This is a genomic window from Rheinheimera sp. NSM, from assembly GCF_052380015.1.
Classification (GTDB): domain Bacteria; phylum Pseudomonadota; class Gammaproteobacteria; order Enterobacterales; family Alteromonadaceae; genus Alishewanella.
Map to the genome: position 1 here is coordinate 589919 of NZ_JBQTCI010000002.1, position 15981 is coordinate 605899.

The following is a 15981-nucleotide window of genomic DNA, read 5'->3' on the forward strand; positions in this document are numbered from 1 at the left end:
CTTAAATAGCTGAAAACCTGAGTTTATTGCTTCAATTGCAGACAGGAAAATCGACATTAGCACTTCCTTGGAGCTTGTGAGTTGTTGTTAATTCGCGTAGAACATAACTCGCAGTCAGCTAATAACGCAAGTATTTAACATATTTTAAGCATTAACGGCGCTTAACCACCCTCACCTGTTCACCTGCGAACATGACATTGATTGTAGCCAGGGGGATAGGAACTATTCATGAAATGTTGTTGTATACTGCAGATTATTTAAAATAATTGATAAAGGACATCATGAACTTAATATGGATAACTGAAAATCAGAAGCGCTCTTACCGGAACACGATGGTAGCATGACAAAAGAAGAATCAGATAAATCAGATTTGATATCCAAGATCAATGAAGATAATAATGTTGTCAGCAACAGGAAGCTGATTGCAATTTTTTCTTTTATATTGTTGGCGATTAGTCTTTCAGGGGCAGTTATTAAAGAGGCTAATACATTTATTTTCAAAATAGAATTTTCGAATCCGCTAAATTTAACGCATTTATTAGCTTTCTTTTTGATCGTTATAACGCTTCGTTATTACACGTACGCTAGTAAATTCCACAAAGAACTGCGTGATGCTTGGGTTGATGACTTATTCGAAAATGGAGGCTTTTTTTACTATGATGTGGAAGAGCAGGAGTTCAGAGGTAGAATGTCTTGGCATATGTATCAAGAATCTGCCAACGACATTGAGAAATCCAAATATACTTATAGCTGCAAATTTTTCTTTGTAAGATATATATATTACTCCCCTCAACAATACCCGAATAGCCGATTCAAAATAGAACTTACGAAATTTACAGATAAGTGGCGCCTAAAAGACTATCTATATTTATTACTTTGCGAGCTTAAGTATCAAATGAAACACACGTTATTGCGTTCAGAAGGTGTTGAGCTTTTTAGTCCATATTTTTTGTCAATTATCGCGTTGTTTTTACATTTGTGGAATTATTAAATCACAGCCATAAGGCAATGTTTATTGATAGAATCTAATAATCAAAGACTGCGAAAACAGCACTATTTCTGATAAGGTAAGTAGTATGATACCAACTGATCTGCCCTTCTCCCAAGCTTGTGAAAACAACAAAGCGCCTATTTTAGCGGTGCTGCAACAGGCGTTTGCCAACTGCAGTACGGTGCTGGAAGTGGGCAGTGGTACCGGCCAGCATGCGGTGCATTTTGCTGCTGCTCTGCCGCATCTGCGCTGGCAGGCGTCGGACCAGGCGTTGTATTTGCCCGGGTTAACCGAAAGGCTGCGCCGTGCAGCTTTGCCTAACCTGCCCTTGCCATTACAGCTGGATATCAGTGCCGATGCACTGCCTGCGCAGCAATTTGATGCGCTGTTTAGCGCCAATACGTTGCATATTATGCCATGGCCGGTGGTTGAGCAGTTTTTCAGCCGCTTAAATGAGTTACTCAGTGAGCAGGCAATGCTTTGTATTTACGGGCCTTTTAACTATGACGGCCGCTTTACCAGCGCTAGCAACAGAGCATTTGATCAATCACTGAAAAGCCGCGATCCGGCGATGGGTATCCGCGATATAGCAGCGGTTACAGCGTTAGCCAGCGCGGCCGGTTTTAGCTTACAGCAAGACCACAGCATGCCGGCAAACAACCGCCTGCTGCAGTTTTTACGTAACGGCGGTTAATAAGCTTCAGGCTAAAACTCTGTTTTATACACTTTGTTGTATAAGGCGGTAACTTTGTGGTGTGAGCTAACATCAAACCACCGCAAATGCGCCTGCAGATAGCGTTTATCCTTGCTGGCAAGTTGTATGGCATTACTGTATGCCTGTGCCAGCTTTTTGCCCTGCTCAGTTTTACTGCACATAATGTAGCCGCCGGTATATTCTGTCGCTTCGCTTATCTCTACGCTAACCAGTTCCACCGCGTGGTTCAACGCTTCGCTGTAATACTGCACCACATTGGGGTATTCCACTACCAGGTCTACCCTGCCGTTTACCAGCATATCCAGCATCGCTGCTGCACTCATATCATTGCCGGTACGGGTGTAAATGCGCTTGCGCGCCGCCAGCTGGTCAAAAATAGCCTGCAGCAGCTCACCATAATTACGCCCGCCAACAATTCCTATGCGGCTGCGCGGCAACCTGGCACTGATATCGGCAAAGGAATGGCGGCTATCATGCTGCAGCGCGGCTATGCCGGCCTTTTCTGCTGTGGCTTTTAGCATATATAACCGCAGGCCCGGGAAAATCAGCTGCGGTACGTCGCTGAAATAGGCAAAGCTTTCGCGCTCGCTATTGCGTACCTTATTGCCGGTACAGGCCAACGTATCCGCTTTTAATATTTGAAAGGCGCGCTCATTATTAACAATAGTGACGCTGTCCTGATGCCCCGGCATATGTTCGAGCAATAACAGCCGCGTAGCGGCATTAATATCGATGCCGGGCACGCTGTTATACACCAGTGCACTCTCATCCATGTCGGTAAGCCATAACGGCTTGGCAGTAACACTAAGTGGCATGGCAGTTACCGTCAGGATGAATAATGCTGCTAATGAAGCCTGTGTCATAACCACCTTAAATTGTGCAGTAGTAATTTGCAGTAACATGGGCAAACCATGAGCAGCTGTTGCTCCTGCGACAACAACGCCGCTGATGTCAGTATAGGCAAGCTTAGCGCACTGACTATTATATTTTTTTGTACGGCAAAGCCTGCATCGCCGCCGTACGGTACGCTTGCAGATGTGCAGTTTCCTGCTGAAAATACGCCGTTATCGCACTGCTTAACGGCGTATCGGCAAACAGGTAGCTGCCATAACGCAGCACCGGCTCAAAGCCGCGCTTAAGTTTATGCTCGCCCTGGGCGCCGGCATCAAAGTAACGCAGCCCCTGACTGATGCAGTATTCAATGCCCTGGTAATAACACAGCTCAAAATGCAGATGCTCAGCATCAATAAGTGCGCCCCAGTAACGGCCGTATAAGGTATCGCTACTTTTAAAACACAGGGCGGCGGCGATCATCTCATCTTCAGATGCGCCGGCAAAAGCAGCAAACACCACTATGTTACCAGGCATAGTATCCGCCAACGCCATAAAGCTTTGCGGGCTGATATAGCCCTGATGGCCGGAGCGCTTTACATAGGTCGCCTGGTAGCAGCGGATAACCGCCTGCCAATGTGCAGCACTAAGCTCGTTGCCGTGCAGGGTTTTAATGCGAAAACCCGCCGTGCGGCTGCGCTCCTTACGAAGTTGCTTGCGCTTACGGCCATCAAGTTGCTGCAAAAAATCGTCGAACTGGCGGTAGCCGGCGTTTTGCCATAAAAACTGCACATCGTGCCGGGCTAAAAAGCCTTGCCCGGTCAGGTTTTGCTGCAATTGCGCGCTGTTATACAGCCACTGCACACTGCAGAAATCCTGCGCGCCAAGGCGCTGCTTTAGTGCGGCGCAGATATGCGGCAACAGGCTGTCGGTAAGGTTGCTGCTCAGCACGCCAAGCCTGGGCCCGGTTACCGGCGTAAAAGGAATGGCCGCTATCCATTTCGGATAATAAGGCAGCTGATACTGGCGGTACGCATCAGCAATTTGCCAGTCGAACAGGTATTCACCGTATGAGTGGCTTTTAATATAGCCCGGTACCGCGGCCAGCAACACGTCGTCCTGCCACAGCGTAAGATGCTGGCTGTACCAGCCGCTGTGATGCTTAGCGCCACCGGCACCGACACTGCCGCCCTGCTCCAGCGCCAGTAAAAAGGCATGGCGGCAAAACGGATTGTCTGCGTTTTTATCATCATTACAAAACAACGCGTCCCACTGCTGTGGCGTTACCTGTATCAGCGAGTTAAGCCATTTAAGCTGCATACTGGTTAGCCGCTTGGGTTATCAGGTAGAACAAAGTGATATACATGTTGTTTGTCAGCCCCTTGTGATGTTGTACCTGCGCAACTATATCCTGTGTAGTTTATATTTATCGCACGCCAATCGTACAGTAGCTGACTATATCCGCACAGCATAAGGAATCATTATGAATCAAAGCTATAACCCACCAAAAGTCTGGCAGTGGGACGCCGCAAATGGCGGCCAGTTTGCCAGCATTAACCGCCCGATCTCCGGCGCCACCCACGATAAAGTGTTGCCCAAAGGCAAACATCCGTTGCAGCTGTATTCACTGGCCACGCCCAATGGCGTTAAAGTCAGCATTATGCTCGAAGAGTTGCTGGCCGCAGGCCATAGCGCGGCTGAATATGACGCCTGGCTTATCAGCATTAAAGACGGCGACCAATTTGGCAGCGGTTTTGTTGAGCTAAACCCCAATTCCAAAATTCCGGCCTTGCTTGATACCAGCAACGGCAACCGGGTATTTGAGTCCGGCTCTATATTGTTGTACCTGGCAGAAAAGTTCGGCGCCTTTTTGCCCAAAGACGCTGCCAAACGCAGCGAAGTGTTAAACTGGCTGTTTTGGCAAATGGGCAGCGCGCCCTTTGTCGGCGGTGGCTTTGGCCATTTTTATGCTTATGCACCGGAAAAGTTTGAATACCCGATAAACCGCTATGCCATGGAAACCAAGCGACAGCTCGACGTACTGGATAAGCAATTGGCAAAACATGAGTTTGTTGCCGGCGACGAGTACAGCATTGCCGATATGGCGATCTGGCCCTGGTATGGCGGTATAGCACTAAACCGTGCCTACGATGCTGCCGAGTTTTTAGATACGCAAAGCTATACCCACCTGATGCGCTGGGCCAAACAAATTGATCAGCGCCCTGCTGTGAAGCGCGGTTATATTGTTAACCGCAATTGGGGCGACGGCCCGCAATTGCCTGAACGTCACAGCAGCGACGATTTTGCCCCGTTTAAACTCTGATCATCTACAAAGACGGCGGCTGGCTTGTTACGGCAAAGCAAGCCCCGCCGCTTTTATGCCTTGTTACCAGGCGACTTTTTGCGCCGACTCTGCCCAAATATAGGTAATACCCACGCCAAACGACCAGCCACCGGTTTGCACCAGCAGTGGGCTGTCGGCATTTTTTGCGCCGCTGGTCGATTCATAGCGGGCAAAACCAAAGCCACGCCATTTATCTGTAAACCTTTTGCCGGCACTTACCGAGCCGCGCACAGCGATTAAACCAGCCCGGGCATCAAACAACGGCCGCTGTGCAGTTACATCGGCGGCGGAGACCTGATAAAAATAATCGCTGAGTTTTTCACTGCCAAACAGCGCGCTGACGCCAAGCGCATAAAAGGTATTGGCGGCGGTTGTAATATCAGCATACAAGCCGGGTTCAAAGCTGACACCGCGATAATCCAGGCTGTTACTTAAATCAAACACTGCGCGCAGCGGAAAATCAGCCCTTAGCCGCGCGCCCAATACATCGTCGCTTAAGGTCCAGCGCAAGCGCGGGCCGGCTTCTACCAGGGTGCCTAAATCTCTCATACCTTCCCGCACGGTAATATCAGCATCTGATGAGCCCAAAGAACCGGCAAAACCAACATCCAGCTCTACAGTAGCGGTTTTAAAGGCACGTAAACCAACATTCTCGCGATCGGCGCGCACTATATCGCCGCGGTACACCAGATACGGCAATATAAAATTGCGCCGTACCAGCTGATCTGAGCCCGGGTACGCCAACTGGTTTACATTAATGCCTATTAAACCGGCTTCCCACAGCGGTAATGCAGGTTGTTCTGCCAGCACCGGGCTGGCTAAAAGCAGGCTGTATATCAGGCCAGACAAACTTTTTAATGTCATTTTGCTCTCTGTTGTTTGTGTGTTTCGTTGAAATGTTGCTGTTTATGCTAAGGCAATGCGGCCTGTTTTGGCAAAACCGGGCCACAAACGCGGTGTCGGTGCCAGCACAAATAAATCACCGTTTAAACCGGTAAGCTGCTGCGGTACACCGGCGGCTTTGGCCACGCCGGCGTTGGCCGCCAAGTGCGCAGCTTCGCCGTGCACCGGTACTGCTATTTGCGGCTGCACCCAACGATAAAGCAGATCCAGCTCGCCGCGATTCGGATGACCGGACACATGGATCGGCAGCGTGGTATTGTGGCTTTGCAAAGTTTGAATATTGCGGGCGTTAAACTTTTCCACCAGCCGGCTGATCAGCATTTCATTGCCGGGAATAATAATAGAGCTGAAAATGACCAAATCGCCCTGATCCAGCAGCAATAACGGATGATTATCATCGGCAAGGCGGCTAAGCGCGGCCCGTGGTTCGCCTTGGGAGCCGGTGGCAATAACCAGCACTTCTTCTTTTGGCAGATAACCGATATGGCCGGCATCTGCCAGCGTTAATTCGTCCGGCCAATAGCCGGTAGCCCGGGCTGCGCCGACCATATTATTCAGCGACCGGCCAAGCAGTGCCAGGTAACGGCCGGTTTTTGCCGCAATACGTGCCAGTGAAATAAGCCGGCCAACATTGGAGCTAAAGCCGGTTACCACCACCCTGCCGGTTGCGGCTTTAATCACCTGATGCAGCGCTACTGCACAGTCTGATTCCGACACTGAAAAGCCTTCGCGCAGCGCGTTGGTGGAGTCACATACCATGGCAGTAATGTTTTGCTGCGCCAAACGTTTAAACACGGCCTGCTTAAAAGCCCGTCCGGTAATGGGGCCGGCATCCATTTTCCAGTCTGCGGTATGAAATACCGTGCCGGCAGCCGTTTTAATCAGCAGTGCATGCGGCTCGGGTATAGAATGGGTAATCGCCAGCCAGTGCAGGCAAAACGGGCCCACATTCAGCGTAGCGCCGCTTTGCACCTCAATAATCGGCATTTTTCCCAACAGCGCGCTGCCGGCCAGTTTACGCCGTAATATTTCTGCACTAAACGGCGTGGTGTACACCGGACAATTAAAACGCTGCCACAGCTGTGGCAAGGCGCCGATATGATCTTCATGTGCATGCGTAATGACAATGCCACACAAATTTTGTTGTTGTGCGCTGATAAACGCCGGATCAGCAGCCAGTACTTCAGCTTGCCCGCCGGCCGGTTGTTGCTCATTACGCTGCGGTGCCAGCGGGCTGTTAAAGGTGACTCCGCAATCAACCATCAGCCAGTGGCCGGCATGACCGTACAAATTCAGGTTCATGCCTATTTCACCGGTACCGCCAAGTGGCAAAAACCACAAATCGTTAACACCCGGTATCGCCGCATTATGTAGCGTACTTATAACCCACTCCTTTTGATACCTGAGATTTTATGCTTCAGTTCAGCGTCTGGTGCAATCGCTTTGCAGTTTGACAGCATCCTTGCTTGTTTGCCAGTAATGCTGTTACTAAGCCAGATCCCCGGCCATCCGTTTAAAGGTATGGGTTGAATCAATAGGGTTTCAGGCGGTATGCCGTCCTTCACGAATTTCTTCCACCAGCTTTTTGTTAAACGCATCTAAATCATCAGGAGTCCGGCTGGTTACCAGGCCATTGTCTACTACTACCTGCTCGTCCATCCAAATGGCGCCGGCGTTTTTCAAATCAGTCTTAATACTGTTATATGAAGTAACTTTGCGCCCTTTAAGTACGCCAGCTTCTGCCAACAACTCACCCTGGCGGCAAATATGCCGCTGACAGACACGCAATATTACACGGCGGAGTGTAAAGTTTACCCGACGCTTGCTGCGCGTGATTAAATGTCTTCCAACCTGTTTGCTCCCTGCACCATTTGCCGGGCAGCCTGTTGTTCCAAATCGCGCACCTCTGCCAGCAGCTCCTGCATTTTGGGCGGATGAGAGCGGTCATACAAATTCTGATACAGCAAGATAATTTTCTGATGCTGGTTTTCCACTTCGGTAATAATTTCGGCGGTACTCATAGACGCAAAGGCATCATCACAGGCCGCGCCCACCAGTAGCGGGTGCCGGTCTAAATGCTCGGTACACCAGGTGTTTAACGCCTTGTCCTCACCAATTTGCCGGAAACCGAACACCTCTGTAGATAGTTGCATTTCTTTGTCAGACAGGTAATTCAGTAACATCTGACAGCGATCGTCCGGCTGATGCCGGGCACAGTGGGCAAGACAGTTAGATAAATGCCGGTGGTAACCGGATGTCCAGTCTAATAACTCTCTGAATGATTCAACTTTCATAAGCTCTCCTGTCAAGTGATACCGGCACTTAACAACAGGCAAAAAACAGGCCGCTATTGCGGCCTGTGTTCGGGGCAGATAATAACGTGGCCGGTTTTACTTGCCGGCTTTGACGGTGTTAATCCAGTTATTCACCCGTTTCTCCAATACGCTCAGTGGCAAAGCACCGCCGCCAAGCACAGTATCGTGAAAGGCGCGGATATCAAACTTATCGCCAAGCTCAGCCTGTGCTTTGCTGCGCAGTTGCTGAATTTTAATCATACCGATTTTGTATGCCGTGGCCTGGCCGGGCCAAACGATATAACGACGTACTTCAGAAACAACCGCGCCCTGGGCAATCGGTGTTTTTTCCATAAAGTAATCTATCGCCTGCTGCTCGTTCCAGCCTTTGCTGTGCAGCCCGGTATCTACCACCAGCCGCACCGCGCGCCACATTTCGGTGATCAAGCGGCCAAAGTCTGAATACGGGTTCTGATAAGCGCCCATTTCTTTGGCCAACAGCTCAGAATACAGTGCCCAGCCCTCTGAATAAGCGGTAAAGCCGGCCTGAGTGCGGAAAGTCGGTACTGTGGTCAGCTCCTGTGCAATAGAAATTTGCATATGGTGACCGGGGTTGCCTTCGTGATAAGCAATAGCTTCCATCTCATTTTTCGGCATTGAGCGCATATCGGATAAATGCGCGTAGTAAATACCCGGCCGCGCACCGTCCGGCGTGCCCGGGAAGTAATGCTGCGCTGCGCCGGGTTGTTCACGAAACGGCTCTACCCGTTTTACGATCAAATCGGCCTTGGGCAAAATACCGAAATACTTCGGCAGTTGCTCGTTAATAAAGGCCAGGTACTGGCGTGAGTCCTCCAGATAGCCTTCACGGCCTTCGTCGGTTTCCGGATAATAGAATTGATCATCATCTTTAATAAATTTAAAGAAGGCGGCTAAATCACCGTTAAAGCCAACCTGTTCTTTAATGGCGATCATCTCTTTGGTTAAACGCTCAACCTCATCCAGACCAATTTGGTGGATTTGCTCTGCAGTTAAATCGGTTGTGGTTGACGATTTCAACGCATAGTTGTAATAAGCTATACCGTCTTTTTGTTTAGCCACGCCGGTGGCAATTTCATCGGTGTTGCTGATGTCCTGCTCCAGCCATTGTTTTAACGCGTTGTATGCTGGCAAAAAGTGGCTTTGCAATGCGGTTTTAGTGTCTGTTTCTAACTGTTTTGCCTGCTCATCGGTTAATTTATCTGCTTTAACCAAGGCATCAATTTTACCTTTGGCATCGCTCCACAGCGGAATATCCTGCTCTGCTTCAGTAAAAGGCGCCCCCGTGATCAGATTATTAATTTGTTGCAGCACACCATCATAGGCAAAGCGCGGCGGCCGCACATCGTGCTCTGCATTGGCTTGTGCCCGCTGCAGCAACTGCGTTATCGCGCGGCTGATACCTTCGATACGTTTAACATAGGCCTGCATATCCTCAGCTGTGTCAACTTTGTGGAAGTTGATCATAATTTGCGGCAGCATGGCATGAATGCCCTGCATTTGGGTAAAGATATAACTGTTCTTACGAAAAGCTACCCCCTCTTTGGCTTGTTCGTATTGGTACACCCAGACGTCATAAGAGGTTTGCGCTTCAACATCCAGTTTATTGTAATCAAACTGCGCTTTTAACTCATCTACCGTGGCTGCCTGCCACGCTAATTGTTGATCTTCAGCGGCCAGCGAGACGTCATCAACCTGATCATACTTATCTTTACGGCCGCGGAAGGTCATTTGCAGCGGGCTTTGTTGCAGTTGCTCTTCGTACTTAACTTCAAACCATTGGTTAAGCCGCTCGGTTTCAGATTGCTGAGTTTGTTCTGTGGTTGCGTTAGCGGCTGTAGTTGATGTAGTTGAAGAGGTGTCAGGTGCCGGGTTGCAGCCGGCAAGAACGCCGGCTACGGCCATGGCTATTAAAGATTTATACATGCTCTGGGGTCCTTATTATTTTGGTTATTACCAAAATACAGCCTACCCGCAAGCAAGGTATTAGTCTAAAACAAATTGTAAGCAGATCTAAACTCAGGCACTGATCCGTTTATATTGCCGGTACTGCGGTACCCAAAAATTGTCGTCAATTTTCTGCTGCAGTTGCGCATCATCCAGCTCTAATGCCAGGCCTTGTTGCATAGCAACTTTAGCCACATTAAAGGCTATAAGTTTGCTTAATGCCGCCAATTCAGTAAAAGCCGGTAATAAACCGCCTTCTCCGGTATTGGCTTTGGGTGATGCCGCAGCCAGGGTTTTACTGGCCTCACGCAGCATTTCGTCGCTGATAAGCCGCGCTTTACAGGCAATAACCCCCAAACCAACGCCCGGAAAAATATAGCTGTTATTACACTGTGCAATGGCGTAGCGTTTGCCGTTAAACTCTACCGGGGCGAAAGGGCTGCCGGTGGCAATGATCACATCGCCGTCAGTCCAGCTTATGACCTGCTCCGGCGTGGCTTCAACCTGGCGTGACGGATTGCTAAGTGGAAAAATAACCGGCGTAGCGCAACCTTTTTTCATCGCCCGCACTACTGCTTCGGTAAACAAACCGGCCTGGCCGGACACGCCAATTAAAATACCCGGCTGGGCGCAGTTCATCACATCCAGTAAACTTGGAAACTCGCTGCTGTAGCTCCACAGGGCAATAGCGGCTGAAGACTGTGTCAGAGCTTGTTGGAAATCGCGTAACCCGGGCGTGGTATCGGTAAGTAAGCCAAAGCGGTCAACCATAAACACCTGAGCACGCGCCTGCGCTTCACTAATGCCCTCTGCCACCATTTGGCTGATCACCTGCTCAGCGATACCGCAACCGGCAGAGCCGGCGCCGACAAATACCACTTTTTGCTCCGATAACCGCGTGTTTTTACTGCGACACGCTGCCAGTAAAGTGCCGACAGTTACCGCAGCAGTGCCCTGAATATCATCGTTAAAACAACATACCTGGTCGCGGTAACGCTGCAGCAACGGCATCGCATTGGGCTGGGCAAAATCTTCAAACTGAATAATAGCTTCCGGCCAGCGGCGTTTAACGGCCTTGATAAATAAGTCGACAAACTCATCATATTCAGCCTGGTTTACGCGCTTTTGTCGCAGCCCCATATACATAGGGTCGTTTAACAGTTTTTCATTGTTGGTACCCACATCCAGCATCACCGGCAAGGTATAGGCCGGGCTGATACCGCCGCACGCGGTGTAAAGCGACAGCTTACCGATAGAAATACCCATGCCGCCAATACCCTGATCGCCCAGGCCCAGCACGCGCTCACCATCGGTAACCACTATTACCTTTACTTTACGCTTGGTGGCGTTACGCAGCACATCGTCTAACTGATGCCGGTCCTGATAGCTGATAAACAAACCGCGGGCACTACGGTAAATATCAGAAAACTGCTCGCAGGCATCGCCTACCGTCGGGGTATAGATAATCGGGATCATCTCTTCCAAATGCTGCTGCAGTAAGCGGTAAAACAAGGTTTCGTTGTTGTCCTGAATAGCGCGCAGGTAAATATGCTTATTAATCGCTGTATCAAAGCTTTTGTACTGCATGTAAGCCCGGCTTACCTGCTCTTCTATAGTCTCGTAGCGTGGCGGCAACAACCCGGCTAAATTAAATGCCAAGCGCTCGTCAGCGGTAAAGGCGCTGCCCTTATTTAGCAGCGGCGTTTCTAACAGGGCCGAACCGGCGTAGGCGGTATACAAGGGTGTTTTTTTTACAGGACTGCTCATGGGACGAATATTCCAAATAATCAACCAGATGCGTTTATACGCGACCGGAACTGATAGAAAAATTAATAGATAGTACTGATGCGTGGATTTAAAACAGACAGAATAAATAAGCCTTCGGTGTTGCAGAAATCGATAGCACGGATAATGTCAGGCTGGCTTAATTCCAGCAACTCTAAAACGAATGGATCGACCAGTTGCCTGGTGGAATACATTTCCGGATGCTGGTTAGCCAGCGCCAGCCTTGCAGCCAGATGTAAAATTAATTGCGCTTTGTTTTTCTGATTAAAATTATTGCTGTGTTGCAGCGCCACCGGTTCAACGATGCTGTCGGGTAATTGCCACAAATGCAGCAGCTCAGCACCACATTGGGCATAAGTAAAACCCAATACCCGTTGCTGTAACTGCCACGGCAGCTCGTCAGAGGTGTAGTTTTGACACTGATTGGCTTGTTGCGCTTCGTAATGCAACACCACCATTTCGCCGATATTGTGTAGTAAGCCGGCAACATAAAACCGATCTGATGGTTTTAAGCCACAGCTTTGCGCCAAAAACCGTGCTATTAAAGCCGCATTGACGCTTTGCTCCCAGAACCGTTCCAGATCAATGGCGGAGGTATCTACCTTACTGCAGGCAGACGCGATACCAATACTAAGCACCAGGTTATACACCTGGGTTTTACCTAGTACCAACAGGGCTTTGCTGACACTTTCAACCTGATACGGCAGATTATAAATGGCACTGTTGGCCAGTTTTAACAGCTTTGATGTCAGCACCGGATCTAATAATATGACTTCTGCCACTTCATCCAGACTGGCAGTATCTGAATCCATCAGCTGTTTGACACGTAAATAGCCTTCCGGCAAAGCGAAAAGGTCTGCAACATTTTGTGCATATTGCAAGGCTTGCATTGAATTGAGTCTCCCGCAGCAGAACGCTGCTGACAAAGCGTGTCTGCTATAAGTGTTGCTGGTTGGCGCGATTTTACAAGCTTTAGCGGGAAAAACTTAGTGTTTTTTGTCAAAATGCCGGTTTTACAGGTTTGCTGCAATGAGGCGCGATGCGGCCCAGCGTACCGGGCCCGCGCGCTAATCTAGTTAAGCTACCAAACTGCGCAACATCCAGGCGGTTTTTTCATGCACTGTCATGCGCTGAGTTAATAAATCCAGCGTAACTTCATCCGCCGCTTGGTCCGCTACCGGCACGATAGAACGTGCCGTTTTGGCGATCGCTTCCTGGCCTTTCACCAGATCTTTAATCATCTCTTCTGCAGACGGTATACCGTCGGCTTCTTTAATGCTGGTCAGTTTGGCGTACTCTTTGTATGAACCGGGCGCAAATTCACCCAGAGCGCGAATACGTTCGGCAATATCATCTACCGCTAATGCCAGCTCATTATACTGGGTTTCAAACAAGGTATGCAGGGTTTGAAACATTGGCCCGGTAACGTTCCAGTGATAATTATGCGTTTTCAAATACAGCGTATAACTGTCAGCCAGTAACACAGATAAACCTTCAGCAATGGCTTTACGTTGTTCTTCATTAATACCAATATTGATTTTCATAGCAGATCCTCTGATTGAGTATGGCGTTGGCACCAACATAGCATAAAACCGACAGCATAAAATGACAGCGGTAAAAAGACACTCCGGCCTAACCATAGGTGAATGAAACAGCTGCAGTAGTTATTGGGGCAAAGCAGGAAAAATCAAGTGTTTAAACAAAAACGCCGGTCATTACTGACCGGCGCTGTGGATTAATCAAGCCAATTAATTTGCCAATTGGGCGGCGAGGTATTCTTCGTAGCTGCCAACGAAATTACGCATATCTTTATCGGTAATTTCAATGATACGGCTGGCCAGTGACGATACAAATTCGCGGTCATGGCTGACAAACAGCAAGGTGCCTTTGTAATGTTCCAGTGCCAGGTTTAACGCTTCGATAGATTCCATATCCAAATGGTTGGTTGGCTCGTCCATTACCAGAATATTTGGCCGTTGCAGCATTAACTTACCAAACATCATGCGGCCTTTCTCACCACCGGATAACACCTTTACCGACTTTTTAATATCGTCCTGGGAGAACAACAAACGGCCTAAGATGCCGCGGATAGCCTGTTCGTCATCAGACGGCTGTTTCCACTGTGTCATCCAGTCAAACAACGTCATGGCTTCGCTGAACTCATGCGCATGATCCTGAGCGTAGTAGCCGATTTTGGCGTTTTCCGACCACTTAACGCTGCCCGATTCCGGCGTTAAATCGCCTACCAAACATTTCAGCAAGGTAGTCTTACCTATACCGTTAGCACCCAAAATAGCCACCTTTTCACCTACTTCAATAGTAAGGCCAAGGTTTTTCAGCAGCTTAAGCTCGCCAAAGCTTTTGCTCAGGCCTTCTACTTCCAGCGCTAAACGGTATAACTGCTTTTGCTGCTCAAAGCGGATAAACGGACTTACGCGGCTGGAGGCTTTCACCTCATCCAGCTGAATTTTATCGATTTGCTTGGCGCGCGACGTGGCCTGCTTGGCTTTAGACGCATTAGCCGAGAAACGGCTGACGAAGGTTTGCAACTCGGCTATTTGCGCTTTTTTCTTGGCATTATCTGATAACAAACGCTCGCGGGCCTGAGTGGCGGCAAACATATATTCGTCATAGTTACCCGGATACAGGCGCAGCTCGCCGTAGTCCAAATCCGCCATGTGGGTACAGACGCTGTTTAAGAAGTGACGGTCGTGCGAAATAATTACCATAGTGCTGTTGCGCTCGGCCAACACGTTTTCTAACCAACGAATGGTATTAATATCCAGGTTGTTGGTCGGTTCGTCCAACAGCATAATTTCCGGGTCTGCAAACAATACCTGCGCCAGCAATACCCGCAGCTTAAAGCCCGGTGCTATGGCCGACATCAGGCCAAAATGCTGCTCTACCGGAATACCAACACCAATCAGTAACTCACCGGCACGCGACTCTGCGGTATAACCGTCCATCTCACCAAAAGCAACTTCCAGATCGGCCACTTTCATGCCGTCTTCTTCGCTCATTTCGCTGCTGGCGTAGATCCGGTCGCGCTCTTCTTTTACCGCCCACAATTCACCATGGCCCATAATCACAGTGTCGATTACTGAGTACTGCTCAAAGGCGAATTGATCCTGGTTCAGCTTAGCCACGCGATGATTCGGTTCTACAAACACATGACCTGCGCTTGGCTCCAATTCGCGGCTTAAAATCTTCATAAACGTCGATTTACCGCAGCCGTTGGCGCCGATTAAACCATAGCGATTACCTTCGCCGAATTTAATCGAAATATTTTCAAACAGCGGCTTAGCGCCAAATTGCATTGTAATGTTAGCAGTTGATATCACAGTGTGTTCCAGACCAGGTTAATACGGGCAAGCTAAGACAGCTAAGGGTAAAAAGTGCGCTACTATACGCGTTTTCAGCACGAATTTCAAAACAAACGCCCGGTAAATACCGGGCGTTTGTTAAATGGCAGCTGACATTAAGCTCAGCCTTTGGCTTGCGCCACCGCCGTTTGGCATAATTGGGTGATCTTTGCCCAATCTTTTGCCGCTACCGCCTCATCCGGCACTATCCAGGAGCCACCGACGCATTTTACGTTGGGTAATGCCAGGTAATCGCGAAAGTTGCTCTCGTTTATGCCGCCGGTGGGGCAAAAGCGGATATCGGCAAAAGGACCGTGGATCGACTTTAATGTCTTAACACCACCGGCAGCTTCTGCCGGGAAGAATTTAAAGTGGGTATAACCCAGCCCTGTGCCTTCCATCAGCTCGGAAATGCTGGCGATACCCGGGATCAGCGGAATAGCCGCATCTTTACCGGCTTGCAGCAGCTCACGGGTTAAGCCCGGGCTGATAGCAAACTTAGCGCCGGCCTCGACAACCTGTTGTAACTGTGCTGCCGTAGTAACGGTGCCTGCACCAACAATGGCATCAGGCACTTCCTGCGCCAGTAAGCGGATGGCATCCAATGCCACCGGGGTGCGCAGGGTTACTTCCAGCACCTTAATGCCGCCGGCCAGTAGCGCTTTAGCCATCGGCACTGCGTCCGCGAGGTCTTTGATAACAATCACCGGAACGACCGGACCTTGCGCAAACAGGGTATCTGGTTGCAACTGCCAATTTTCAAATGCCAT

15 protein-coding genes are annotated in these 15981 nt (G+C 49.4%); 3 read left to right on the forward strand and 12 right to left on the reverse strand.

Features of this window, described 5'->3' with window-relative positions; translation table 11 throughout:
- The first annotated feature begins 340 nt into the window (after nt 1-340).
- Together ACTZWV_RS08485 and ACTZWV_RS08490 are read left to right on the forward strand one after the other, a co-directional pair.
- On the forward strand, nt 341-991 hold the full coding sequence (locus ACTZWV_RS08485) for a hypothetical protein (RefSeq protein WP_444786130.1): 651 nt from the start codon (nt 341-343) through the stop codon (nt 989-991).
- An 85-nt stretch (nt 992-1076) separates the two neighbouring features.
- A complete protein-coding gene (locus ACTZWV_RS08490) occupies nt 1077-1685 on the forward strand; it encodes a DUF938 domain-containing protein (RefSeq protein WP_444786131.1) in 609 nt (202 codons plus the stop codon).
- 11 nt (nt 1686-1696) lie between these two features.
- On the opposite strand, the gene ACTZWV_RS08495 is transcribed toward ACTZWV_RS08490, so the two are convergent.
- A complete protein-coding gene (locus ACTZWV_RS08495) occupies nt 1697-2569 on the reverse strand; it encodes a hypothetical protein (protein ID WP_444786132.1) in 873 nt (290 codons plus the stop codon).
- A gap of 118 nt (nt 2570-2687) precedes the next feature.
- Complete coding sequence (locus ACTZWV_RS08500; protein WP_444786133.1) at nt 2688-3857, reverse strand: GNAT family N-acetyltransferase; 1170 nt, start codon at nt 3855-3857, stop codon at nt 2688-2690.
- Nucleotides 3858-4020: 163 nt separating this feature from the next.
- Here ACTZWV_RS08500 and yghU point away from each other — a divergent pair, with 163 nt between their 5' ends.
- Entirely contained in the window at nt 4021-4860 is an 840-nt protein-coding gene (gene yghU / locus ACTZWV_RS08505; protein WP_444786134.1) for a glutathione-dependent disulfide-bond oxidoreductase, read from the forward strand.
- A gap of 63 nt (nt 4861-4923) precedes the next feature.
- Here yghU and ACTZWV_RS08510 read toward each other — a convergent pair whose 3' ends face one another.
- From ACTZWV_RS08510 to ACTZWV_RS08555, 10 genes are all read right to left on the reverse strand, one after another.
- Complete coding sequence (locus ACTZWV_RS08510) at nt 4924-5745, reverse strand: MipA/OmpV family protein (RefSeq protein ID WP_444786135.1); 822 nt, start codon at nt 5743-5745, stop codon at nt 4924-4926.
- 42 nt (nt 5746-5787) lie between these two features.
- On the reverse strand, nt 5788-7086 hold the full coding sequence (locus ACTZWV_RS08515; protein WP_444786136.1) for a ribonuclease J: 1299 nt from the start codon (nt 7084-7086) through the stop codon (nt 5788-5790).
- 240 nt (nt 7087-7326) lie between these two features.
- Entirely contained in the window at nt 7327-7572 is a 246-nt protein-coding gene (locus ACTZWV_RS08520; protein WP_444786137.1) for a DJ-1/PfpI family protein, read from the reverse strand.
- 47 nt (nt 7573-7619) lie between these two features.
- A complete protein-coding gene (locus tag ACTZWV_RS08525; protein ID WP_444786138.1) occupies nt 7620-8078 on the reverse strand; it encodes a hypothetical protein in 459 nt (152 codons plus the stop codon).
- Between the two features lie 96 nt (nt 8079-8174).
- Nucleotides 8175-10043, reverse strand: coding sequence for a DUF885 domain-containing protein (locus ACTZWV_RS08530; protein ID WP_444786139.1), 1869 nt, complete (start codon nt 10041-10043; stop codon nt 8175-8177).
- Nucleotides 10044-10136: 93 nt separating this feature from the next.
- A complete protein-coding gene (locus tag ACTZWV_RS08535) occupies nt 10137-11831 on the reverse strand; it encodes an NAD-dependent malic enzyme (protein ID WP_444786140.1) in 1695 nt (564 codons plus the stop codon).
- Between the two features lie 62 nt (nt 11832-11893).
- Nucleotides 11894-12739: an HDOD domain-containing protein gene (locus tag ACTZWV_RS08540; protein WP_444786141.1), complete on the reverse strand. Its 846-nt coding sequence runs from the start codon at nt 12737-12739 to the stop codon at nt 11894-11896.
- Nucleotides 12740-12925: 186 nt separating this feature from the next.
- A complete protein-coding gene (locus ACTZWV_RS08545) occupies nt 12926-13393 on the reverse strand; it encodes a Dps family protein (RefSeq protein WP_444786142.1) in 468 nt (155 codons plus the stop codon).
- Between the two features lie 204 nt (nt 13394-13597).
- Complete coding sequence (locus ACTZWV_RS08550) at nt 13598-15190, reverse strand: ABC-F family ATPase (RefSeq protein ID WP_444786143.1); 1593 nt, start codon at nt 15188-15190, stop codon at nt 13598-13600.
- Between the two features lie 143 nt (nt 15191-15333).
- A complete protein-coding gene (locus ACTZWV_RS08555) occupies nt 15334-15981 on the reverse strand; it encodes a bifunctional 4-hydroxy-2-oxoglutarate aldolase/2-dehydro-3-deoxy-phosphogluconate aldolase (RefSeq protein WP_444786144.1) in 648 nt (215 codons plus the stop codon).